At 72.4% G+C, this 24,547-nt stretch carries 19 protein-coding genes; all 19 read right to left on the bottom strand.

The window, feature by feature from the left end; genetic code table 11:
* The coding region (locus MTP10_RS41130) for a protein kinase domain-containing protein (RefSeq protein ID WP_310717329.1) at positions 1-1,375 on the bottom strand (1,375 nt) is incomplete at its 3' end.
* Positions 1,376-1,505: 130 nt separating this feature from the next.
* Positions 1,506-1,682 carry a hypothetical protein gene (locus tag MTP10_RS41125; protein ID WP_310717328.1) on the bottom strand — a complete coding sequence of 59 codons (177 nt, stop codon included), beginning with the start codon at positions 1,680-1,682 and terminating at the stop codon, positions 1,506-1,508.
* Positions 1,683-1,746: 64 nt separating this feature from the next.
* Positions 1,747-3,027 (bottom strand): glutamate-5-semialdehyde dehydrogenase, encoded by a 1,281-nt coding sequence (locus tag MTP10_RS41120; protein WP_310717327.1) that lies wholly within the window; start codon positions 3,025-3,027, stop codon positions 1,747-1,749.
* Between the two features lie 102 nt (positions 3,028-3,129).
* A complete protein-coding gene (gene proB / locus MTP10_RS41115) occupies positions 3,130-4,248 on the bottom strand; it encodes a glutamate 5-kinase (RefSeq protein WP_310717326.1) in 1,119 nt (372 codons plus the stop codon).
* Between the two features lie 143 nt (positions 4,249-4,391).
* Positions 4,392-5,744, bottom strand: coding sequence for a GTPase ObgE (obgE, locus tag MTP10_RS41110; protein WP_310717325.1), 1,353 nt, complete (start codon positions 5,742-5,744; stop codon positions 4,392-4,394).
* Between the two features lie 208 nt (positions 5,745-5,952).
* Entirely contained in the window at positions 5,953-6,210 is a 258-nt protein-coding gene (gene rpmA / locus MTP10_RS41105) for a 50S ribosomal protein L27 (RefSeq protein WP_310717324.1), read from the bottom strand.
* Between the two features lie 15 nt (positions 6,211-6,225).
* The gene (gene rplU, locus MTP10_RS41100; protein ID WP_310717323.1) at positions 6,226-6,528 is read right to left on the bottom strand and encodes a 50S ribosomal protein L21; all 303 of its coding nucleotides are present in this window, start codon (positions 6,526-6,528) and stop codon (positions 6,226-6,228) included.
* 232 nt (positions 6,529-6,760) lie between these two features.
* Complete coding sequence (locus MTP10_RS41095; protein WP_310717322.1) at positions 6,761-9,931, bottom strand: Rne/Rng family ribonuclease; 3,171 nt, start codon at positions 9,929-9,931, stop codon at positions 6,761-6,763.
* A 143-nt stretch (positions 9,932-10,074) separates the two neighbouring features.
* A complete protein-coding gene (locus MTP10_RS41090) occupies positions 10,075-10,836 on the bottom strand; it encodes a TIGR03936 family radical SAM-associated protein (protein WP_310717321.1) in 762 nt (253 codons plus the stop codon).
* A gap of 356 nt (positions 10,837-11,192) precedes the next feature.
* Positions 11,193-13,103 (bottom strand): TIGR03960 family B12-binding radical SAM protein, encoded by a 1,911-nt coding sequence (locus MTP10_RS41085; RefSeq protein WP_310717320.1) that lies wholly within the window; start codon positions 13,101-13,103, stop codon positions 11,193-11,195.
* Between the two features lie 42 nt (positions 13,104-13,145).
* Positions 13,146-14,315 carry a rod shape-determining protein RodA gene (rodA, locus tag MTP10_RS41080; RefSeq protein WP_310717319.1) on the bottom strand — a complete coding sequence of 390 codons (1,170 nt, stop codon included), beginning with the start codon at positions 14,313-14,315 and terminating at the stop codon, positions 13,146-13,148.
* 74 nt (positions 14,316-14,389) lie between these two features.
* A complete protein-coding gene (gene mrdA / locus MTP10_RS41075; protein ID WP_310717318.1) occupies positions 14,390-16,432 on the bottom strand; it encodes a penicillin-binding protein 2 in 2,043 nt (680 codons plus the stop codon).
* A complete protein-coding gene (gene mreD, locus MTP10_RS41070) occupies positions 16,429-16,893 on the bottom strand; it encodes a rod shape-determining protein MreD (protein WP_310717317.1) in 465 nt (154 codons plus the stop codon). The genes mrdA and mreD overlap by 4 nt, the downstream gene beginning before the upstream one ends.
* Positions 16,890-17,861, bottom strand: a complete 972-nt coding sequence (gene mreC, locus MTP10_RS41065) for a rod shape-determining protein MreC (RefSeq protein WP_310717316.1) — start codon at positions 17,859-17,861, stop codon at positions 16,890-16,892. Before mreC ends, mreD begins: the two co-directional genes overlap by 4 nt.
* Before the next feature lie 5 nt (positions 17,862-17,866).
* Complete coding sequence (locus MTP10_RS41060) at positions 17,867-18,898, bottom strand: rod shape-determining protein (RefSeq protein ID WP_310717315.1); 1,032 nt, start codon at positions 18,896-18,898, stop codon at positions 17,867-17,869.
* 276 nt (positions 18,899-19,174) lie between these two features.
* Entirely contained in the window at positions 19,175-19,585 is a 411-nt protein-coding gene (ndk, locus tag MTP10_RS41055) for a nucleoside-diphosphate kinase (RefSeq protein WP_310717314.1), read from the bottom strand.
* Between the two features lie 517 nt (positions 19,586-20,102).
* Positions 20,103-22,361: a hypothetical protein gene (locus MTP10_RS41050; RefSeq protein ID WP_310717313.1), complete on the bottom strand. Its 2,259-nt coding sequence runs from the start codon at positions 22,359-22,361 to the stop codon at positions 20,103-20,105.
* 11 nt (positions 22,362-22,372) lie between these two features.
* Positions 22,373-22,738: a DUF4233 domain-containing protein gene (locus tag MTP10_RS41045; protein WP_310717331.1), complete on the bottom strand. Its 366-nt coding sequence runs from the start codon at positions 22,736-22,738 to the stop codon at positions 22,373-22,375.
* The gene (locus MTP10_RS41040; RefSeq protein WP_310717330.1) at positions 22,738-24,027 is read right to left on the bottom strand and encodes a folylpolyglutamate synthase/dihydrofolate synthase family protein; all 1,290 of its coding nucleotides are present in this window, start codon (positions 24,025-24,027) and stop codon (positions 22,738-22,740) included. The genes MTP10_RS41045 and MTP10_RS41040 overlap by 1 nt, the downstream gene beginning before the upstream one ends.
* Between the last annotated feature and the right edge of the window lie 520 nt (positions 24,028-24,547).

Here is a 24,547-nt window from a genome sequence, read left to right as displayed (position 1 = left end):
CGCCGGTCGCACGTGCCCGAGCGGCCTCGGCGCCCGTACGGGTGCGCGCTGGGTCGGCACCCGTACGGGTGCGCCCTGGATCCGTGCCCGTACGCGTGCGCGCCGGGTCCGTGCCCGTACGGGTGCGCGCGGCCTCGGCGGCCGGTCTCGGCCGGGCGCCGGAGTCGCCCGCCGACCTGGGACGCGGCGTGGCCTCCCCACCGGCTGCCGATCCGGCGGTCCCTGGTCTTGGTCTCGGTGTGGCGTCCCCGGTGGAGCCGGTGCGGGTGCGCGTGCCGTCGGCGCCCGCGCGTCCGCGCGGCGACGGGACCTTGCCGTCCTGAATCTCGCCGCCCGACCGGCCGCGGGCTCCCGGGTCGCCGCCGGTGCGCGGACGTGGCCCGGAGTCGCCGGTCCGCGGTCCCGTGTCGGCGCCGGAACGGGCGCGGGGGCCCGTGTCGCCGCCCACGCGAGGTCGGGGGCCCCGGCCCTCCTCCCCCGTCTTGCGCGGGGGCTTGGCGTCGTCAGCGGCACGGCCGCGCGTCTCCTCGGCCACGGGGGCCGCGAGCAGACCCTTCGGCGCCGAGCCCGAGCCGGGCCCTCCGGTCACCCGGGCCAGCCGGGACAGCCGGTCGGCCAGCAGCGCGGCCGTGGGACGCTTGCCGGGCTCGCGGTTGAGCGCCGCGCGCACCAGCGGCAGCAGCGCCACGGGCACGCCCTTGAGGTCGGCCTGGCCGTTCAGCACCGCGTACATCTGCGCCTCGGCCGTGCCCCGCCCGAACGCCGGCCGCCCCGTCGCCGCGAACGCCACCGTCGCCGCCCAGGCGTGGATGTCGGCAGGCGAGTCGACCTGCTCGTCGGCGAAGATCTCCGGCGCGGTGTAGCCGGGCGTGCCGAGGAAGGTGCCGGTCATGGTGAGCCGGGTGGCGTCGTGCACCTGCGCGATGCCGAAGTCGATGAGAACCGGGCCCTCGGCGCCCATGATGATGTTGGCGGGTTTCAGGTCGCGGTGGACCACGCCGGCCGCGTGGATGATCGCCAGGGCGGCGGCGATGCCCTGCGCCATGTCCACGAGCTGCGCCATGTCGAGGGGCCCGTCCTGGCGGACCCGGTCGAGGAGCGTGACGCCCTCGATGTGCTCCATGACGAGGTACGGCCGGGCGCAGCCGAGGTCGGCGTCGAGCACCTTGGCGACGTACGGGCTCTCGACCCGGCGGAGAGCACGAACTTCGCGTTCCAGCCGAATCCTGGACGAATCATCCTGAGTGAGCTCGTGCAGCACCTTGAGCGCGACCCGCTCGCCGCGCCGGGAGCCGGCGAGGTAGACCTCGCCCATGCCCCCACGGCCCAGCCGCTCGAGCAAGGTGTACGGCCCGACCTTGCCGAGCTTGCTCACCGTCCCTCCCTGCTCGGCGCGCCCATAAGGGGCACAACCCTAGCGCCGGAAGGGCCGGGGATGTCCGAGGCGCGCCGAGACTTTCGCTTCCCGCGGACGGCGCGCCCGAACCGGCGCGCCACCGCGACCGCTAACGATCGGAGCGCCGGCCCAGCAGCGCGTCGAACTCCGCCAGCGGCTCCCGGGACAGGTCGGGACGCCCGCTGCGACGCCAGCGGACGTGGCCGCGGCCCTCCAGCCACAGCATCAGACGGTCGGCGCCGGCGATCACAGCGGCGGCGGAGGCCAGGGCGATGAGCAGCTCCATGCGCCCAGCCCATCGCCATCGCCCCCGGCGGCCACGCCGACACGCCGCCGCCTGCCGTATCGGGTCAGCGGCCTGACCCGGCGATGACCGTGCCCTCGGAGGTGCGCAGGTGTCCCTCGCCGGTGTAGACCCACTTGGTGGAGGTCAGCTCGGGCAGCCCCATCGGGCCGCGCGCGTGCAGCTTCTGCGTGGAGATGCCGATCTCCGCGCCGAACCCGAACTCCCCGCCGTCGGTGAACCGGGTGGAGGCGTTGACCGCCACGGCCGCCGAGTCGACCAGCGACACGAACCGGCGGGCGGCCCCCTGGGACCGGGTGACGATCGCGTCGGTGTGCCCCGAGCCGTACTCCCGGATGTGGGCCACGGCGTCCTCCAGCGAGTCGACGACGGCCGCGGCGATGTCCAGCGAGAGGTACTCGACACGGAAGTCGTCCTCGGTGGCCGGCACGACCTCGCCGAGACGGGCCACGCGGTCGTCGCCGTGGACGGTCACGCCGGCCTCCTTCAGGGCCCGCAGCGCCATGGGCACGAACGTGTCCGCGATGCCGGCGTGCACCAGGAGCGTCTCGGCCGCGTTGCACACCGACGGCCGCTGGGCCTTGGCGTTGACCAGGATCTCCACGGCCAGGTCGAGGTCGGCGTCGGCGTCCACGTACACGTGGCAGTTGCCCACGCCGGTCTCGATCACCGGCACCGTGGACTCCTCGACCACCGAGTTGATCAGCGAGGCGCCGCCACGCGGGATGAGCACGTCGACCAGGCCGCGCGCCCGCATCAGCTCCTTGACCGAGTCGCGGGTGAGCCCCGGCACGAGCTGCACGGCCCCGGCCGGCACCTCGGTGCCCGCGAGCGCCTCCTGCATGACCCGCACCAGCGCGGTGTTGGAGGAGTAGGCGCTGGAGGAGCCGCGCAGCAGCACCGCGTTCCCGCTCTTGAGGCAGAGCGCCGCCGCGTCGACGGTCACGTTGGGGCGGCCCTCGTAGATGATGCCGATGACGCCGAGGGGCACCCTGAGCTGCCGCAGCTCCAGCCCGTTGGGCAGCGTGGAGCCGCGCACGACCTCGCCCACCGGGTCGGGCAGGTCGGCCACCTGCCGCACCGCCTCGGCCACGGACCGGATCCGGCTCTCGTCGAGCCGCAGCCGGTCGATCATCGCCTCGGCCGTGCCCTGCGCGCGGGCCTGCTCGACGTCCTCGGCGTTGGCCTCGATGATCTCCGCCGCGTGGGCCACCAGGGCGTCGGCGACGGCGCGCAACGCCCGGTCCTTCGGCGCCCGCGGCAGCGGGGCCAGCTCGGCGGCGGCCTCTCGTGCCGCGCGGGCGACCTTCAGGAACTCCTCGGACATCACGTGCTCCTCGTTGTCGTGCCGCTTGAGAGGCGCCGGCTCCGACGCCCCCCACCCGGCCCTCGTCCCTCCCCGCCGCGGTGCGGCCGGGGGCGGGGGCAGTCAGTTGTGGGACTCCAGTATGACGATGTCGTCGCGGTGGATCAGCTCGCGTTCATATTCCGGACCCAGCTCGCTGGCCAGCTCGCGCGTGGAGCGGCCCAGCAGGCCCGGGATCTCGCCGGCGTCGAAGTTGACCAGCCCGCGCGCCACCACCGCGCCGCGCGGCGCGCACAGGTCGACCGGGTCGCCCGCGGCGAACTCGCCCTCCACGGAGGTGACCCCTGCCGGCAGCAGCGACTTGCGGCGCGCCACGATGGCCTCGACCGCGCCGGCGTCGAGGTGCAGCCGCCCCCGGCCGGTCGTGGCGTGTGCCAGCCAGAGCAGCCGGGTGCCGGGGTGCCGGCCGCCCGGGTGGAAGTAGGTGCCGACGTCGGCGCCGGCCAGGGCCTGCGCGGCGTGCGCGGCGGCCGTCAGCACGACCGGCACGCCGGCGCCGGTGGCGATGCGCGCCGCCTGGACCTTGGTCACCATGCCGCCGGTGCCGACGGCCGCGCCGTTCCTGCCCAGCTCGACGCCGGCCAGGTCCTCCGGGCCGCGCACCTCGGCCAGCCGCTTGGCGCCGCTGCGGCTCGGCGGGCCGTCGTAGAGGGCGTCCACGTCGGACAGCAGCACCAGCGCGTCGGCGTGGACGAGGTGGGTGACCAGCGCCGCCAGCCGGTCGTTGTCGCCGAAGCGGATCTCGTCGGTGGCGACGGTGTCGTTCTCGTTGACGATCGGCACGATGCCGAGCTCCAGCAGCCGGTTGAGGGTGCGCTGGGCGTTGGCGTGGTGGGCGCGGCGCATCATGTCGTCGGCCGTCAGCAGCACCTGGCCGACGCGCAGGCCGTACCGGGCGAAGGAGGAGGTGTAGCGGGCGACGAGCACGCCCTGACCGACGGAGGCGGCGGCCTGCTGCGTGGCCAGGTCGCGCGGGCGCGCGGACAGCCCGAGCGGGCCGAGGCCCGCCGCGATCGCCCCCGAGGAGACCAGCACGAGCTGCGTGCCCGTACGGCGGCGCGCCGCGAGGACGTCGACCAGCGCGTCGACCCGGTCCACGTCGATCGTTCCCTGCGGGGTGGTCAGCGAGGAGGAGCCGACCTTGACGACGACCTTCGACGCTGAGCTGATCCGTTCGCGCACATCTGGAAGCCTATCCGAGGCCGGCGGCCCCGATCCGCGCGTCTCCCGCAAGCCCGGCGGGCGGAGCCGGGCGGCGGCCGCCCTGGGGGCGGCCCCGGCCGGGACGCGGCCCAGCCGCTGCTCCGCCCGCAGGGAGGGGTCCCCTAGCCCAGCCTGCTGTCGGTGCCGCGAGGGCCCGTGCGGACGGACTCGGCGTGCAGCGTGGGCTGCCAGTCGAAGACGTAGCCGCCTTCCATGGGGCCGATGACCACCTCGGCGCCGGCGGTCGCGCCGGCCTTGACCAGCTGCTCCTCGACGCCGAGCCGCTCCAGCCGGTCGGCCAGGTAGCCGACGGCCTCGTCGTTGCTGAAGTCGGTCTGCCGGATCCAGCGCTCGGGCTTCTCACCCGTGACCTGGAACAGGTTGTCGTTGACCTTGCGGACCGCGAACCCGGTCTCGCCGAGCTGCCGCGGCCTGATCACCAGGCGGGTGGGCTCCTCGACCGGGCGGTTGGCACGGGCGGCGGCGACCCACTCGCCCATCGCGAACGTCAGCTCGCGCAGCCCGGCGTGGGTGGCGGCCGACACCGTGAACACCTGGAGCCCGCGCGCCTCGAAGTCCGGCTTGACCAGCTCGGCCAGCTCCTGGGCGTCGGGCACGTCGGCCTTGTTGAGCACCACCATGCGCGGGCGGTCCTCCAGCTTGCCGTACGCCTCCAGCTCCGCCTCGATCACCTCGTAGTCGGTGACGGGGTCGCGGCCGGGCTCCATCGTGGCGCAGTCGATGACGTGGACCAGCATGTCGCACCGCTCGACGTGGCGCAGGAACTCGTGACCGAGGCCCTTGCCCTGCGAGGCGCCCGGGATCAGCCCGGGCACGTCGGCGACCGTGAAGACGGTGTCGCCGGTGGTGACGACGCCGAGATTCGGCACCAGCGTGGTGAACGGGTAGTCGGCGATCTTCGGCCGGGCCGCGCTCAGCGCCGCGATCAGCGACGACTTGCCGGCGCTGGGGAAGCCGACCAGCGCGACGTCGGCGACGCTCTTGAGCTCCAGCATGACGTCCAGCCCGTCGCCCGGCTCACCGAGCAGCGCGAACCCCGGGGCCTTGCGCTTCGTGCTGGCCAGCGCGGCGTTGCCGAGGCCGCCGTGGCCGCCGTGCGCGATCACGTACCGGGTGCCCGAACCAACGAGGTCCACCAGCACCTCGCCCGTGTCGGCGTTCTTGACGACGGTGCCGTTGGGCACCGGCAGGACGACGTCGCCGCCGTTGGCGCCGTCACGGTTGGAGCCCTGTCCCTGCTTGCCGTTGTCGGCCTTGCGGTGCGGGCGGTGGTGGTAGTCGAGCAGGGTCGAGGTGTTGGGGTCCACCTCCAGGATCACGTCACCGCCCCGGCCGCCGTTGCCCCCGTCGGGGCCGCCGAGCGGCTTGAACTTCTCCCGGTGGATGGAGGCGCAGCCGTTCCCTCCGTCACCAGCCCTGACGTGCAGGACCACTTGGTCCACGAAGTCCGGCATGTCCGCCTCTCCTCACGCCCCCGTCCGGGGGTTCTGTCTTGCCTTGCGTGCTCGTCCCGCGCTCATCGCGTGCTCGTCCGCGCTCGTCCCGCGCTCGGCCCTCGCCGGGGCCGGCCCGGGGGACGCGGCAGGCACGGATGGGCCGGACAACACGAAGGGGCGGATCGACGAACCGATCCACCCCTTGGTAACGCCGTTCGGCTGCGGATTACTCCGCGACCGGGACGATGCTCACGGCCTTGCGGCCACGCTTGACGCCGAACTGCACGTGACCCGCGGTCAGCGCGAACAGCGTGTCGTCGCCACCACGGCCGACGTTGTCGCCGGGGTGGAAGTGGGTGCCACGCTGACGGACGATGATCTCGCCCGCGTTGACCAGCTGGCCGCCGAAGCGCTTGACGCCCAGGCGCTGAGCGTTGGAGTCACGGCCGTTCCGGGTGGACGACGCGCCCTTCTTGTGTGCCATCTCTCAAACTCCCGATCAGGCCTGGTCGATACCGGTGATCTTCACCTGGGTGTACCGCTGGCGGTGACCCTGGCGCTTCTTGTAACCGGTCTTGTTCTTGTACTTGAGAATGCGGATCTTCGGACCCTTGGTCTCGCCGAGAATCTCGGCGGCGACCGTGAACTTGCCCGCCTCCGTGGTCACATCGCCGTCGTTGACGACGAGCACCGTCGGCAGCGAAATCGAAGAGCCGACCTCGCCGGCGACCTTGTCCACCTCGAGGACGTCACCGACGGAGACCTTCTGCTGCCTGCCGCCGCAACGAACGATCGCGTACACCGCGGAACCCTTCTACTGTCTACTGTTGCGATCCACGGCCGTCCCGGACGGGGCGGCCGTTGACTGCCGAGTGCTGCGCCTGCACCCGCATTTGTCTGGAACCAACGAACCGAGTGGGCGCGCCAACAGGGCACGTCACCTGACGCACCGATCCACAAGGGTACCGGATTAACGGTGCCCTAGGCGAACCGGACGGATCGTCGGACAGTCCTTCGAGCAGCCACTCAGGGGGCTACTCGGCGGACTTGGCTCGGCGGGAGCGTCGCCGCCCCCTGCCGGAAGACTGGCCCGCTTGGTCATCCTCAGCAGGGACGTCATCAAGCGCACCGGTCACGGTATCACGGCCGGAGGAGTCCTTGGCCGCGGAAACCTTGTCCCCGCTCTTGTCACCATGGCTCTTGTCGCCATGGCCCCTGTCGCCCAGCTTGTCCGCCACAGCCTTCTCGACGGCCATCTTGCCCTGCGTGCCGCGCGGCTCCGGCTTGGACTCCACCGGCTCCGTGGAGACGATGAGCCCACGCCCGTTACAGCACTCGCACGGCGTCGAGAACGCCTCCAGCAGCCCCTGACCGACCCGCTTGCGCGTCATCTGCACCAGGCCGAGCGAGGTGACCTCGGCCACCTGGTGCTTGGTCCGGTCGCGGGCCAGGCACTCCAGCATGCGCCGCAGCACCAGGTCACGGTTGGACTCCAGCACCATGTCGATGAAGTCGATGACGATGATGCCGCCGATGTCGCGGAGCCTGAGCTGGCGGACGATCTCCTCGGCCGCCTCCAGGTTGTTGCGGGTGACGGTCTCCTCGAGGTTGCCGCCCTGACCGGTGAACTTGCCGGTGTTGACGTCGACGACGGTCATCGCCTCGGTGCGGTCGATCACCAGCGAGCCGCCGCTGGGCAGCCACACCTTGCGCTCCATCGCCTTGGACAGCTGCTCGTCGATCCGGTACGACTCGAACACGTCGCCCTGGTCGCCGTCCCAGCGCGACAGCCGCTCCTCCAGGTGCGGGGCGACGTACTTGACGTACTCCTCGACCGTCTCCCACGCCCCCTCGCCCTGCACGACGAGCGAGCTGAAGTCCTCGTTGAAGACGTCGCGCACCACGCGCACGGTCAGGTCGGGCTCGGCCGACAGCAGCTCGGGCGGGCTCGCCGACTTGGCCTTCTTCTGGATGTTCTCCCACTGCGCCGACAGGCGGGCGACGTCGCGGGCCAGCTCGTCCTCGGAGGCGCCCTCGGCCGCGGTGCGCACGATCACGCCCGCGTTCTCCGGCATGACCTTCTTCAGGATGCTCTTGAGCCGGGTGCGCTCCTTGTCGGGCAGCTTGCGGCTGATGCCGGTCATCGAGCCGTCGGGCACGTAGACCAGGTAGCGGCCGGGCAGGCTGATCTGCGAGGTCAGGCGGGCGCCCTTGTGGCCGATCGGGTCCTTGGTGACCTGCACCAGCACCGACTGGCCGGACTTCAGCGCCACCTCGATCCGCTTGGGCTGGCCCTCCAGGCCGGCGGTGTCGAAGTTCACCTCTCCGGCGTACAGGACGGCGTTGCGGCCCTTGCCGATGTCGACGAACGCCGCCTCCATCGACGGCAGGACGTTCTGCACCTTGCCGAGGTAGACGTTGCCGACGTACGACTGGCTGGCCTCACGGTTGACGTAGTGCTCGACGAGGACGCCGTCCTCCAGCACCGCGATCTGCGTGCGGTCGCCTTGGCGGCGCACCACCATCATCCGGTCGACCGCCTCGCGACGGGCCAGGAACTCCGACTCGGTGATGATCGGCGGGCGGCGACGGCCCAGCTCGCGGCCCTCGCGGCGGCGCTGCTTCTTGGCCTCCAGCCGGGTCGACCCGCGCACGCTCTGCACGCCGTCGGCGGAGGTGTCGATCAGGGCGGCGCGACCCGAGCGGGGCGCGCGGATGCGGACGACCGTGTTGGGCGGGTCGTCGCCGGCCGGCTCGGCGCCCCCGTCGTCGGAGCCGCGCCTGCGGCGGCGGCGCCGGCGGCGCGAGCCGGAGCTGTCCTCCTCCTGCTGCTCCTCGGGCTGGTCGTCCTCGCCGTCGTCGTCGGACTCGTCCGAGTCGTCGGAGTCGGCGTCGTCGCGCTCGCGGGCCTTGCCGCGGCCCCGGCCGCCCCTGCGGCGGCGCCGGCGGCGGCTGCCGCCCTCTTCCTCCTCCTGGTCGGAGTCGTCAGGGGAGTCGACGTCGTCGGTGACCGCCTCGGCGGCCTCGTCCTCGTCGGCGGCCGGCTCGGGCTCGGGCCGCTGGGTCTCGGCACGCGCCGGCTCGGGGCGCGCGGGCTCCGGACGTACGGCCTGGCTCGGGTCGGGCGCCTGGAACAGCGGCGCGAAGATCGCGGAGGGGCGCTGGAACGAGGCGCCCGGCTGGTCGGAGCGGCGCGCGGAGAACCCGAACGGGTCGGCGAGCAGGCTGGGCCGGTCGCCGTCCTCGTCGAGGTCCTCGCCGGCGGGCTCGTCGTCGAGCGGCTCGTCCTCGGGCAGCACGTCGAGGATGTCCTCGTCGTCGCCCTCGTCCTCGTCGTCGGCGCTCTGGGTGGCGGCGCTCTGGGGGGCGGCGCTCCGGGTGGCGGCGCTCTGCCTGCGGGTGCTCCGGCCGCGGGTCGTGGCGGCGGTCTCCGCGCCGATCGCACCGCTCTCGTCGCCGGTGCCCGAGGCGCCGGTGGCGGCCGTCTCCTCGGCCGCGGCCTCCGGCTCCGCCTTCTTGCGGGTACGGCGGCGGCGCGTCGGCGCGGCCTCGGCGGCGTCATCGACGGTGTCCTGCGTGCCACCCGCGCCGCGCGGCGTCGTGTCGCCGCTCTCGGCGGCGTCCTGGCCCGCCTCCGCCGCGAGAACACGGTCGGCGGTGTCCAGCGCGGCCCGCTCGGCGTCCTGCCCCGCGGGCGCACCCGTCTCCGGGGCGCCGGCGTGCGTCAGGGACGCCTCGGCGGCGTCACCGGCCGGCGACGCTCCCGTGGTGGCCGGCTCGGCGTCCTCGGCCTTCCTGCCGGTGCGGCGGCGCGAGGCGGTGGCCGTCGAACGGGTCCTGGTCCGCTTGGGCTTCTCGGCCTCTGCGGCGCCCGCGTCCGCGGCGACGTCGTCGGAGCCACCGGAGGCGGCACCCGCGACGGCATCGGCGACCGCGGCCTCGGCCGGGCTTACCCCGGCCTCCTGGGCCGTACCCGGCGCGGCCTCCTGGCCGGCCTGTCCCGCGGCGGCGCCCTCCGGGCCCCGTGCCGCGGCCTCGGCCGCGGCCGCGGCCGCGGAGACGGTTACCGGAGCGGGCTCGTCGGGAACCTCGGGCGGCGGCCCGGCGGGCCGGCTCGCGACCCGGCGTCGCGTGGTCGTGCGTGGCTGTTCAGTTGTCTCGCCGTCGGGGCCCGTGACCCCGGTCTTGGGCTCGTTCTCGAGCATGCGGGCGCTCTCCCGTCAGCTCCCGGGCGCGTCGCCGCGCCGCGCAGGAGCTCTCGTGTTTCGTTGTGCGCCCGCGCCCCCGCCAAGGGGCATGAGCGCCAAGTCCTGTCAGCGGTCGTGCCCCACCCATGCGGGACACTCCCTTAACCGGCGACGTGCTCACCTGTCGGTCCCGCTTCGCCGCCGCGCGTGGTCTCGCGGTCAAGGTCGAACGGGTCGGCAAGCGCACCGGTGCCGACGTCCAGCGGCCCCTGCGCCAGCCTGGTCACCTCGGGGGGGACCGGCGGCGCGAAGTCGGCCACAAGGCGCAGCCCTGCGAGCACATCGTCGGGTCGAACGGCAGGCGTCATGTGCCGAACAACCATGCGCAGTATGACACACGACTGTCCGGGCACCTGAGCTGCGGTTCTGCCTGTCCCCTCGGATCCCTCGGACATCGCCAGCCTCAGCACGGCCTCACGGGCGTCGAAGCGGCGAGGGCCCTTCTTGGTGAGGCGCTCGACCTCCACGGCCTCGGCGGAGAGGAACTTCTCCACCGCGACCCCGGCGAGATCGGGATCCGCACCGGGCATCCGCACCTCCCACTCGGAGGCCTCCAGGCGCTCGGCCAGCCCTCCCGGACCCGCCTCGACGACCTCAAGCACGTCGAGCCCGGGCGGCAGCGAGCCGTCGAGGTCGTCGCGGACCCGCTCGGGCTCGCACGGCGTGGTGACGCCGATCTCGAGGTACTCGGCCTCGCTGGCGACACCGGTCGGTGCCGCGCCCGCGTAGGAGATCTTCGGGTGGGGCGAGAAGCCCGCGCTGTAGGCCACCGGAATCCCGGCACGGCGGACCGCCCTTTCGACGGCCCGCGAGATGTCGCGGTGACTGGTGAAGCGCAGGCGGCCGCGCTTGGCGTAGCGCACACGCAGGCGCTGCGCCGTGGGCGCGGGCGGGGGCCCGTCGGGAACAGGTTTCAGAGCTTTGTCGTCCTTCCCGTGTAAGAGTTCCTTCGTTCAGGATAAGCCGCCTTGACGCCTGATCGGCTCAGGATCATGTACGGCGAGGCACGGACCGCGTACCCAGCGCGCCGGAACGGTGCGCCGTGCTGTGCCGGAACGGCGACCGGAACAGGTTTCCGGCCGCTCGCACGCACCTCGGCCGCCCGCCGGACCCGCCCGAAACACCACAGTCCCGTCCCTCGGAACAGTCCCCTCCGGAATCCCGCCCCGGAGAGAATCCCGGGCGGGTCTCCGTGCCGCGGACCTGCCCGGGAGCTGTCTCAGACCACCGTGAGCGGAAGGAGCTTGCGGCCCGTGGGACCGACCTGGATCTCGGTGCCCATGGTCGGGCAGACGCCGCAGTCGTAGCACGGCGTCCACCGGCAGTCCTCGACCTCGCCCCCGGAGACGGCCTCCTGCCAGTCCTGCCAGAGCCACTCGCGGTCGAGCCCGGCGTCGAGGTGATCCCACGGCAGGACCTCGTTCTCCTCGCGCTCGCGCACGGTGTACCAGTCGACGTCGACCCCGGCCCGCTCGGCCGCGGCCCTCCACCGCTCGTAGGAGAAGTGCTCGCTCCACCCGTCGAAGCGCCCGCCGTCCTCCCAGACGGCGCGGATGACCGCGCCGACCCGCCGGTCACCGCGCGAGAGCAGGCCCTCGACGATGGACGGCTTGCCGTCGTGGTAGCGGTAGCCGATGGCCCTGCCGTACTCCTTGTCGCCGCGCAGCGAGTCGCGCAGCGCCTTGAGCCGCCGGTCGACGGTCTCGTGGTCGGCCTGGCCGGCCCACTGGAAAGGCGTGTGCGGCTTGGGCACGAACCCGCCGATGGACACGGTGCAGCGGATGTCGCGCGACCCGGTGATCTCCCGGCCGGCCTTGATGACCTTCTTGGCCAGGTCGGCGATGCCGAGCACGTCCTCGTCGGTCTCGGTCGGCAGCCCGCACATGAAGTACAGCTTCACCTGCCGCCAGCCCTGCGAGTAGGCGGTGGTGACGGTGCGGATCAGGTCCTCCTCGGTGACCATCTTGTTGATCACCTTGCGCATGCGCTCGGACCCTCCCTCGGGAGCGAAGGTCAGCCCGGAGCGCCGCCCGTTGCGGGAGAACTCGTTGGCCAGGTCGATGTTGAACGCGTCGACCCGGGTGGAGGGCAGCGACAGCGAGGTGTTGGTGCCCTCGTACCGGTCGGCCAGCCCCTTGGCGACGTCGCCGATCTCGGAGTGGTCGGCCGAGGACAGCGACAGCAGACCGACCTCGTTGAAGCCGGACTCCTTGATCCCGTTGTCCACCATGGCGCCGATCGTGGTGATCGACCGCTCGCGCACCGGCCGCGTGATCATGCCGGCCTGGCAGAAGCGGCAACCGCGCGTGCAGCCGCGGAAGATCTCCACGCTGAACCGCTCGTGAACCGTCTCGGCGAGCGGCACCAGCGGCTTCTTCGGGTACGGCCACTCGTCGAGGTCCATGACCGTGTGCTTGTGGACGCGCCACGGGACGCCGGGCCGGTTGGGCGCGACCCGCTTGATGCGCCCGTCGGGGTGGTAGTCGACGTCGTAGAACTTGGGCACGTAGACGCCGCCCGACTCGGCCAGGCGCATCAGCAGCTCGTCGCGCCCCCCGGGCCGCCCCTCGGCCTTCCACTCGCGGATGACCTCGCTGACGGCGATGGCGATCTGCTCGCCGTCGCCGAGCACGGCCGCGTCGAGGAAGCCGGCGATCGGCTCGGGGTTGAACGCGGCGTGGCCGCCCGCGAGCACGATCGGGTCGTCGTCGCCGCGGTCGACGGCGAGCATCGGGATGCCGGCCAGGTCGAGCGCGGTGAGCATGTTGGTGTAGCCGAGCTCGGTGGAGAACGACACGCCGAGCACGTCGAAGGCGCGCACCGGGCGGTGGGCGTCGACGGTGAACTGGGGCACGCCCTCGGCGCGCATGAGCGCCTCGAGGTCGGGCCAGACGGCGTAGGTGCGCTCGGCGAGGGTCGCGGGCAGCTCATTGAGGATCTCGTAGAGGATCGCGACGCCCTGGTTGGGCAGGCCGACCTCATAGGCGTCCGGGTACATCAGCGCCCAGCGCACGTCGGCGTCGTCCCAGTCCTTCACGGTCGAGTTGAGCTCACCCCCGACGTACTGGATGGGCTTCTGCACCTTGGGCAGCAGCGCTTCCAGACGGTGGAAAATCGACTCGACAGGCATACGACCAGGGTAGCGGCGCGCGGGACCGGCCAAGCCCCGGCGTCAGTTGTACGTCTGCTCGCGAATCCTGATCGACTGGAGCAACCCGACCGCGATGAGGTTGGCGAAGGTCGCCGTGCCGCCGTACGACACGAACGGCAGCGGCAGCCCCGTGATCGGCATGATCCCGATGGTCATCCCGATGTTGACGAACGTCTGGAACGCGAACCAGCACACGATCATGCCCGCCGCCAGCGACCCGAACCGGTCGTCGCACTGCCGGGCGATCCGCAGCCCGCGCAGCAGCACCACGCCCAGCAGCGCCACGATGGCCACCGAACCGAGGAAGCCGAACTCCTCCCCCGCCACCGTGAAGACGAAGTCGGTGTGCTGCTCCGGCACGAACCGGCCGGTGGTCTGCCCGCCGTGCAGCCACCCCTTGCCGAACACCTGCCCCGACCCGATCGCGATGAGCGACTGCGTGCTGTTGTAGCCGACGCCGCGCGGGTCGACGCCCGGGTCCAGGAACGCGGTGAAACGCGCGATCTGGTACGGCTCCAGCAACTGCAGCCGGAACACCAGGAACACCGCGGTCGCGGCCACGAGCGACAGCAGCGCGATCCACCGCTTGCGGACGCCGCCGATGACCAGCGCCGCGGCGGTGATCACGGCCAGCACCAGCGCCGTGCCGAGGTCCGGCTGGAGCATCACCATCCCCAGCGTCAGCGCCGCCACCGACAGCGCCAGCACGACGTCGAACAGGCGCGGCCGGTCGGAGCCCTCCGCCGGCTGCGCCAGGAGCATCGCCAGGATCAGCAGCAGTCCCAGCTTGGCGAACTCCGACGGCTGCACCGCGAACCCGCCGCCCAGCAGGATCCACGAATGCGACCCGTTGATCGTCGCCCCGAGCGGCGAGATCACCAGCCCGAGCCCCACCAGGCTGACGAGGTACACCATCGGCGCGTAGGCGCGCATGGCCCGATGGTCGATCGCGGTCGTCATGGCGCACAGCACCAGCCCGATGCCGAGGTTCAGCATGTGCTTCTTGACCAGGCCGGTCGAGCCGGGCGCCCACGTACGGGTGGACGACCACACCAGCAGCGTGCCGATGACGCACAGCCCGACGACCGCGACCAGCAGCAGGCCGTCGAGCCGCCACAGCGACGACTGCGCGCCCACGATCCGCCGTCCGTAACCGCGCCGGCCGTTCCTCAGCACCCGCTCCGCCGTCACCCCGCCGCCACCCTCACTGTGTCCTCGTCACTGCGTCGTCGTCACTGACCGCCGGCCCCCCGCCTACGGGGCCCTCACCGCGCCACCGTCCCGTCGGGCGCGAACTTCGGCAGCCTGCTCGCCGGCTTGCCGCCCGGCAGCGCCGCCGGCCCCTTGAGCCCGTAGATGCCCTCGTAGATCTCCCGCGCGATGGGCGCCGCCGTCTGCGCCCCCATCCCGCCCTGCGACACCATCGCCACCACCACAAACCGCGGATCGTTCGTCGGAGCGAACGACGCGAACCACGAGGTGTCCTCCTTGCCCCACACCTCCGCGGTGCCGGTCTTGCCACCGATGCGTACCTTGTCCATCGGGAAGCCCGCGAACGCCCCGGCCGCGGTGCCGTCGGAGGGGACGTCGCTGAGCGCGCCCTTGATGTAGAGCCGCTCCTTCTCGCTGAGCGGCAGCTTCCCCACCACCGGAACGTCGTACTTCTCGACCAGCGTGCCGTCGGGCCGCACCCGCGCCCACCCGATGCGCGGGCTGCGCAGCTTGCCGTCGTGGACCAGCGCCGCGTACGCGCGGGCCAGCTGGAGCGGCGTCACCAGCACGTCGCCCTGGCCGATCGCGAAGTTGGCCGAGTCGCCGGGCCGCAGCAGGAAGCCCTCGGCGCAGTTCTCGTACGCCAGCCGCTTGAGGAAGTCGGCCCGCGCCCGGTCGGCCACCTCCGGGTAGCCGGTCTGCGCCCGTTTACAGGTGGTGCCGCTGGTCTGCGTCCACAGCTCCTTCTTCCACCTGCGGTCGGGGATGCGGCCGGACGACTCGCCGGGCAGGTCGATGCCGGTCCGGCGGCCGAAGCCGAAGGCCCTGGCGGTGTTGGCGAACACCTCTTTCGGGTTCTTCTTGGGGTCGCGCCCGCCGTCACGCAGATACTGCTCGTACGCCGCCCGGTAGAAGATCGTGTCGCAGGACTTGACCAGCGCGGTGTGCAGGTTCATCGTGCCGAGGCCGATGCCGTGGAAGTTGTTGAACGGCCGGCCGCCCACCATGTACGACCCGGGGCAGTCGTAGGTGCCGTTCAGCGGGTAGCCGGACCGCAGCATCGCCGTGACCGACGACACCTTGAACGTCGAGCCGGGCGCGAACTGCCCGTTGATGGCCCGTGACACCAGCGGCTTGCCCGACTTGTCCGACAGCAGCCGCTGGTAGCCGCTCGCCGAGATGCCGCCCGCCCACACCGCCGGGTCGTAGCCGGGCGCGCTGGCCAGCGCCAGCACCCGCGCCGTACGCGCGTCGAGCACGACGGCCGCGCCCCCGTCGGCCTTCGGAGCGTTGTGCATCGCCCGGGCCAGGGCCCGCTCGGCGACGGCCTGCACGCGGGCGTCGATGCTGGTGACGATGTTGTCGCCGCTGACCGGTCGCACCTGCTGCTCGACGCCGATGGCCTTGCCCATCCGGTCCACCTGCACCCGGCGCAGTCCCGGCTTGCCGCGCAGCGCCTCGTCGTAGACCTCCTCCAGCCCGTCGCGCCCGGTCAGGTCGACGCCGGAGTAGGCGGCCTTGAGCCCCGAGCGCTTCTCCAACTCCGCCTCGGTGACCGGCTGCAGGTAGCCGAGCATCTGGGCGCCGGCCTCGCCGCCGGGGTACTGCCGTACCGACTGGATCTCGGCGGTGACGCCCGGGAAGTCCTCCTGGCGTTCGACGATCTGCAGCGCCTGCCGCGTGTCGGCCTTCTGCGCGACGGGCACCGGCTGGTACGGCGAGCCCGTCCAGCACGGCTGGGACACACCGGGCCCGCACGGCCGGATCCGTTCCTTGAGCTTCTTGACCGGCGTGCCGAGCACCGCGCTCAGCCTGCGCAGCACCGACGCGCCGCCGTCGGGCGTGCGCGTGAGCGCGGTCCTGTCGACCGACACCACCAGCGCCGTCTGGTTGCGCACCAGCGGCCGGCCGGAGGAGTCGAGGATCTGCCCGCGCACCGCGGGCTCGATCACCGTGCGCGTCCTCGTCTCGGTCGCCCTGGTCACGAACTCCTGCCCGCGCACCACCTGCACCTGCCACAGCCGTACGGCCAGCACCACCAGCAGGGTCAGGACGAGCACGTGCAGCAGGAACAGCCGGGCACGCATCCGGGTCATGTGGCGTACCCCGGCTCCCGGCCACGACTGGTGGCCCAGAGGACGACGGGCGAGAGGATCATCGTGTAGGCGATCGTGAGCGGCACCTGCTCGACCAGGGTCGTGAAGGTCACCCGCGGATCGGAGATGAGCAGCCCGAGGGCCACGGCCAGCGACGGCCCCAGCAGCACGCACGCGACGATCGTGGTCACGGGGCTGCCGACGCCGCGTCCCGCGACATAGCCGACGACCGCCAGGGCCAGCGCGTACTGCCCCATCAGGTGAGCCGCCGGCGGCATGATGTCCACCAGCAGCCCGGCGCAGAACCCGAGCAGCGCGCCCGTCGCGGGACCGCGCGTCATCGCCAGCCAGGTCACGACCAGCAGCACCAGGTCAGGCGCGCCTCCTCCCGGCAGTGGCACCCGGTTGACCAGGATGACCTGCGCCAGCACGACGAGCGGCACGAGCAGTAGAGGCGTCATCGCGTTCTCTCCTTCTCCTCCTTCGGCGGGACGGCCCCTGCCGTCGGCGGGACGGCCCCTACCTTGGGCGGGACGGCCACCTGCTTCGGCGGTCCGGCCCCCTCCTTCGGTGGCAGGACCGCGTCCCGCGGATCGCGCCGGGGGGCCCGCAGCACCACGCCGACCACGTCGAGCGCCGTCAGGTCCGCGTACGGCCGCGCGAACGCGACCCGCGTCAGCTCGCCCGGCGTCGCCTCCACCCGCTCGATCACCCCGATCGGCACGCCCGCGACGTACGGCGCGCCACGCTGCGACCCGAAGCTGACGATGCGCCCGCCGGGCGCCATCGGCGCGGTCGAGTCGAGCAGCCGGAACTGCACGAGGCGTCCGTTCTGCCCCACCCCGTGGACCACCCCGATCTCCTGGCCGCCCTCCAGCCGCGCTCCCGTGGCCGAGCCCCGGTCGCTGATGAGGACCACCGTGGAGGTGCGGGGCCCGGTCAGCACGACCCGGCCGACGAGACCGTCGGCGTTCATCACGGTCATCTCGGGACGTACGCCGTCCTCGGCGCCGACGTCGAGCTCGACGGCCTCCTCGAAGCCGGGGTTCCCGCGCCGGGCGATCACATTGGCCGGCAGGACGTCGTAGCCGCCGCGGGAGACGGTGCCCAGCATGCGCTTGAGCTGGGCGGAGCGCGCCGCGTCGAGCGAGTTCGCGACCAGGCCGGAACGCAGCCGCGCGTTCTCCGCCCTCAGCCGCCTGACCTCGTCCTGCGCGCCGGGGGCGGTCGCGAGCGAGTGGATGAAACCGGTCACCGGCCGTGTCACGAAGCCGGCGGCCCGCTCGATCGCGCCGAACACCCCCGCCCCCGCCTGGCGCACCGGCACGAACGGCGACTCGGCGCCGGTGCGCTGGTCCACAGTCGCACCCAGCAGCGACACGGCCACGAGGACGCCGAGGATGATCCGGCCACGGCGGATGTCCCTCATGGCGGTCAGCCGCGCGATTCCGGCAGGAGCACCTGCTGGAGCGCCTCGAAGTCCTCCACGCAGCGGCCGGACCCGAGGGCCACCGAGTCCAGGGGGTTGTCCACCAGGTGGATCGGCATGCCGGTCTCCACCTTGATCCGTTCGGTCATGCCTTTGAGCAGCGCTCCGCCGCCGGTCAGGACGATGCCGTGGTCCATCAGGTCGCCGGACAACTCGGGCGGGCACCTGTCGAGCGTGGTCTTGATCGCATCGACGATGGAGCTGATCGGCTCCTCGATGGCCTTGCGGATCTCCTCGGACGACACCACGACCGTCTTGGGCAGGCCCGTCACCAGGTCGCGGCCGCGGATCTCGGCGTGGGCGTCGTCGCCGTCGGCCCAGGCCGACCCGATCGCTATCTTGATCTCTTCGGCGGTGCGTTCGCCCAGCATGAGCGAGTACTCCTTCTTCGCGAAAGTGATCACCGCCTGGTCGAGCTCGTCACCGCCGATCCTGATCGACTGGCTGGTCACCACGCCGCCCATCGAGATGATCGCCACCTCGGTGGTGCCGCCGCCGATGTCGACGACCATGTTGCCGGTCGGCTCGTGCACCGGCAGCCCCGCGCCGATGGCCGCGGCCATCGGCTCCTCGACGATGTAGACCTTGCGCACACCCGCCTGGTAGCCGGCCTCCTTCACCGCCCGCTGCTCCACGCTCGTGATGCCGCTCGGCACCGCGATGATCACCCGTGGCTTGGCGAAGGGCTGCCGCCGATGGACGCGCTGGATGAAGTAGCGCAGCATCCGCTCCGTCACCTCGAAATCGGCGATCACACCGTCCTTGAGCGGCCGGACCGCCACGATGTGGCCGGGTGTGCGGCCGATCATCCGTTTGGCCTCGACGCCCACCGCCATGATCTTGCCGGTGGTGGTGTTGATGGCGACGACCGACGGCTCGTTCAGCACGATGCCCCGGCCGCGCACGTACACCAGCGTGTTGGCGGTGCCCAGGTCGACCGCCATGTCACGGCCGAGGAACGCGAGCTTGCTGCCCATGGAACGGAGCCTTCCGTAATATCGTACGCCAATCGCTACAGAGTGAATTCGAATCGTAACGTGACGTACCCAAGCCCGGTCGCAACGAGCCCAGCCGCCCCACAAAAAACCTGCCGCCTCTCCGCCAAACCCCTTTTGCCCGGAATTCCGCTAGAAGTGCAGAGTGCACTGCAAGGACGCCAAGAACGCGAAATGCCCGCCCGGCACGGGGGCCGGCGGGCACTCACGGGTTCTGACGGGTTCTGCCGAGGAGGGCGGCGAGCCCTCCGGCGCTCCTTAGAAGCGGTCCGGGAAGAAGATCTTGATCTCCCGGGCGGCGGACTCGGGCGAGTCGGAGCCGTGGACGACGTTCTCGCCGATCTCCAGGGCGTGGTCGCCGCGGATCGTGCCGGGGGCCGACTTCACCGGGTCGGTGAGCCCGGCCAGGGCGCGGAACGCCTCGACCGCGCGCGGGCCCTCCAGCACGAGGGCGACGAGCGGGCCGGAGGTGATGAACTCGACCAGCTCGCCGAAGAACGGCCGCTCGGAGTGCTCGGCGTAGTGCGCCTTGGCGGTCTCGACGTCGAGGGTGCGCAGGTCCATCGCGACGACCTTGAGGCCCTTGCGCTCCACGCGGGCGATCACGTCACCGATGAGGCCGCGCTTCACCCCGTCGGGCTTGATCAGGACAAGAGTGCGCTCGGACACTTGAGGTTCTCCTTTGAACAGGGTCTGGGGGTCGCGGATGCGGCTACGGACGCCGGGATGACTCCGCCGGGAACGCTCCGCGGCACGCACGACCTCGCGTCGCTGTAGCTGCGGCTCAGCTTACCGTCCTCGGACCCCACGCCCACGCCGCACGCCCTGACGGGGCCTACCGCGACTCGAACCACGCCCCTCATCCGCACGCGCCACATGCCGGAGCGGCACTCACGCCCCCGCGTCCCGCGACCGGGTGACACCCGCTCGCGCACATGTTCACGTCGTGCAGGAGACCTGCGCTTCGGCACCCGCCACCTGGCGCACCGGCACCCACGCCCGACACAACCGCAGGTGGCACCCACTCCGGGACACGTCACACGTCCAGAGGACACACCACGCACGTCTGACGACTGGAGGACACACCACGCACGTCAGACGACGCCGCGGCGCGCACACCGACAGACCGTCAGGACGCGGCGGGACGGGCACCCGGCCGCCGAACGGCGGGAGCCGTCCCACGCCCTCACGCCTGGGAGCCGTCCTCCGGGGAGGCGGTCGGCGGCGGGACCGCCGGACGCTGCTCGGTCCCGGCGGAGCCGGCGTCCTCACCGGCGCCCGTACCGCGGCGTTTCCCCGCGCCGCCCCCGGCACCGCGCGACCCGCGCCGCGCGCCGGAGGATGCCGCCTCGTCGGCGGGCCCCGGCGCGGGTGTCTGCGCAGGAACGCCGCCCTTCCACGCGGACGCCCCGTTGGGCATGGAGGAGGTGGGTACCCGGGGAACCGCCCCGGTCGGAGCATCCTCCTCGTCGGTCCCGTCCCGCATGGGCTCGCCGGAGGTCTTCCCGGACGTGCCGCGCTCCCGCGCCGCGCCTCTCAGAGCGCCGTCACGCGGTTCCGCGCCGTCCGTGTCGCTCACGTCCGGTGACGCCTCGAACGCGCCCAGGGACCCCTTCCCGAGCCCGCCGGACCCGTTCCTCGCGCTCCCCCCGGCCGACCCGCCACCCGGCACGTCCTCACCCGACGGGACGGTCGCAGAGGCGGCGTCAGCCGCCGCACCGGCCCGTCGAGCGCCGCTGCCGGAGCCGTCCTCAGCGACCGCGAGGCCACCGTTCACGGAGCCGTCCCCAGCCACCTCGACGCCACCGTTTCCGGAGCCGTCCCCAGCGACCTCCAAGCCGCCGTCTCGCGAGAAGCCGTCAGCCGCATCGGACCGATGCCCATCGCCCGACGAACCACCGGCCACGTCGGCATCGGCCATCCGCTCCGACTCGGCCAGCCGCTCCGGCTCGGAGAGACGCCCCGGGCCGGAAAGATCCTCCGAGCCGGGCAGCCGTCCCGCCTCGGTCAGCTGTCCGGAGCCGGACGGCCCGTCCGGATCGCCGTCCCCCGCCCCGTCGGAGCCAGGCCCACGCCGCGACAGCAGCGCGGCCAGCACGATGACGGCCACCACCAGGAACCCGCCGATCAGCGCCCACATGTGCAGCGCTCCCACGAACCGGTCCACGAGCTGCTGCGGCGAGCTCACCCCGCGCAGCATCGCCATCTGCACGCCGCTGCCCAGCAGGTAGCCCGCCAGCACGCCGGGAAAGCACAGCGCCAGCCCGAACAGCGCGGCCCCGACCCCGGCCCGCCGCAGCGAGGCCGTCAGGGCCACGGCCGCACCCACCGCCAGCAGCGTGAAGGGCACGACCAGCACCCTCCCGTCCGCGGCGGGCACCACCACGCGCACCGAGCACAGGCCGACCACCATCGCCAGCAGCCCGAGCGGCTCCGGCCAGGTCGCGTCGTCGCGGACGAACAGCCGGACGAGCACCGCCCCGGCCACCGCAAGCACGCCCGCCACGGTGAACGGCGCCCACAGCCCCTTCAGCCCCGGACCGCCCAGCCCGCCCATCTCGACGTACGTCACCTGCGCGATGCTCGGCAGCACCACGGCGCCGACGGCGACCATCACGTACGCGAGCGAACGCGCCCGGGGGGTGCCGATGGACGCGAGCGCGAGAAGAGCTCCCACGGCGAGCACGGCGACCAGGATCACGATGTTGGGACGCCAGTCCTCGCTCGCGGTGCTGATGGCCACGACGGCGATGCCCGCGGCCGGCATGGTCGCCAGCAGCAGCCGGCTGCGCTCCCTGGGCTCGGGGCGCGGCGCCGGCCGCCGGCCGTACTGCAGCCACAGCACCAGGTAGGCGGCGGCCAGCACCAGCGCGACGCCGGTCAGCATGGGGTACGGCTGGAGCGTCACCTTCCAGTCGCTCACCCCGTCGAGCGGCCACAGGGCGAGTGCCTGGGCGCTGAGCAGGCTGAGGGCCAGCACTCCCGACCACACGGCGCGCAGCACCGCCGGACGCTCCCAGGCGGCCACCAGCGTGGCCGGGAGCAGCAGACCGGCGCCCACGCCGTGGAGGACGCGCAGCACACCGACGAGGAACGTGGAGCCCGCGTACCCGCCTGTCGCGTCGGCCACGGCCAGCAGCGCGAGGCCGGCGATCAGGACGTAGGCGACCTTCACCCTGCCCAGCGCCACGGCGGCGAGCGGGACGGTCAGCATCATCGCCGGCAGGGCCAGGCCGTGCGCGCGCATGAGCCCGAGCCGGTCGAACCCCGGGGGCAGCAGGTCGCCGACCACGGAGACGGTGTTGGGGATGGCGACGATCGCCAGGGGCAGCGCGGCCACGATGAGCAGCGCCAGCACGGTGTCGAGGAACCACGGGTACGTGGCGCCGGGGTCGGGTCCCGTGGCCGGCTGGTTCGGGGACCGCTGAATCGGGGGGACGGCCATGTTCGCCGACTTTAGCGGGAAGTCACGCCTTCGACACGGCGAGCTACGAATATCGCCGTGATCCACAACGCGAGGAAGATCGCTCCGAGGAAGAACATGGTCGGGACCAGGAACCCCGTCGCGATGGCGATCACCTGCACGACACTGCCGAGCACGTAGCCGATCGGCTTCTTGAGCAGGCCGGCCGCCACCACGCACAGCACCGCGAGCCCGATGCCGACCGTGACGGCCAGCGCGGGCCGCACGCCGTTCACGCTGATCGCGACCGGGGTGACCAGCGCCGCGACGATCGCCTCCATGCCCAGCACGCTCGCCCCGAGCCGGCGCATGCCCGGGGTGACCTCGAACCCCAGCAGGCCCTTCCCTCCGCCGGCCATCACGCGCCGTCAGCCTTCAGCAGCAGCCGGGCGTCGCCGGCGGTCACCACGGACCCGACGATGAGCACACCCGTGCCGCTGAACTCACCCTCGGCGTCGGCCATGCCGATGCCCCTGTCGATGGCGTCGTCGAGACGTTCCACGAGGTGGACGCGGTCCGGCCCGAAGATCGGCTCGGCGAGCCGTGCCAGCTCCTCGGCCGGCATCGACCGGGGCGAGGAGTTGCGGGTGACGATGATCTCCTCCAGCACCGGCTCCAGGAGCTCCAGCAGTCCGTCGACGTCCTTGTCCCGCATGACGGAGACGACGCCGACGACCTTGGCGAAGTCGAACGCCTCGTGCACCGCCTCGATCGTGGCCTGCATGCCTCCGGGATTGTGGGCGGCGTCGACCACGACCGTCGGATTGCGCCGGAGCACCTCCAGCCGCCCCGGCGACGACGCCTGCGTGAACGCCTGCCGTACGAGCTCCACGTCCAGCGGGTCGTCGCCGCCGGTCAGCGCCTCGACGGCGGCGAGCGCGGTGACCGCGTTGCTCGCCTGGTGGGCGCCGTAGAGCGGCAGGTACACCTCGTCGTAGGTTCCCTTGAGTCCGCGCAGCGTCAGGAGCTGGCCGCCGATGGCCACCTCGCGCGCCAGCACCCCGAACTCCAGTCCCTCACGCGCCACGACCGCGCCCACGTCGGCGGCCCGCCGCATCAGCACCTCGGCCGCCTCCAGGTCCTGCTGGGCGAGAACGGCGGTGGCGCCGGGCTTGAGGATGCCGGCCTTCTCACCGGCGATGCTCGGGATGTCGGGGCCCAGCCGGTCGGTGTGGTCGAGGGAGATGGGCGTGATGACGGCGACGGTGCCGTCGGCCACGTTCGTCGCGTCCCAGGAGCCGCCCATGCCGGCCTCGATCACCGCGACGTCGACCGGGGTGTCGGCGAAGGCCGCGAACGCCATGGCGGTGAGCAGCTCGAAGAACTGGATGCGCCGGCCCTGCGTGTCGGTCAGCTCGACGTACGGAATGATCTCCTCGTAGACCTCCGCGAACCGCTCCTCGCTCAACGGCTCGCCGTCGACAGTGATGCGTTCGCGCATGGACACCAGGTGCGGGCTGGTGAACCGGCCGACGCGGAGATTACGCTCCCGGAGCAGCGCCTCGGTCAGACGGGCGGTACTGGTCTTGCCGTTGGTGCCCGCTATGTGAATGACCGGGTACGCCCGCTGGGGCGAGCCGAGGAGGTCGAGCAGGGCGGCGATGCGGTCGAGCGTCGGCTCGAAGTCCCACTCGACGCCTCGCTCCATGATCGCGCGTTCAACAGCACGGTAGTCCACCCCTCAACCCTACTGACCCCACCACCCGCCCCGGCCACACACCGCCCCGGAACCCTGACCACACCACCCTTTCCACCGCCCGTGCAACGAACGGCGGCGCGATGTGGGCGTGGCGTCATCGGCGCGTCCATGGAGGTCGCCGCCGCAGCGATTGACGTACCTTCACGGAGCACGTGCACGGCCGAAGGGGCCGGGATTTGAAGTGGGTCGCCACCCGTCGCCGTGCGCGGTCAAGCGCCCGGCGATTGACGCCGAACAAGTAGTTCCGGCCATGCAGCAACCCGTTGCCCTCTTCTGAGGGCCGGCAAGAAAAAAGAGCATGTCCTAGGGACGGGCAAGAAAAAGAGCGCGCCTTCATTCGGTCTCCGGGCATGCGAAAGGGGCCCACACAGGCCCGGCACGAATGCCAGACCCGCATGGACCCCCATCAAAGATTGTCCGGCGGTGACCTACTCTCCCACACCCTCCCGAGTGCAGTACCATCGGCGCT

The organism is Nonomuraea sp. 3-1Str (assembly GCF_031570565.1).
GTDB lineage: Bacteria > Actinomycetota > Actinomycetes > Streptosporangiales > Streptosporangiaceae > Nonomuraea.
The sequence above is the reverse complement of the archived record's forward strand: the minus strand, read 5'-3'. Positions and strand labels throughout refer to the sequence as shown.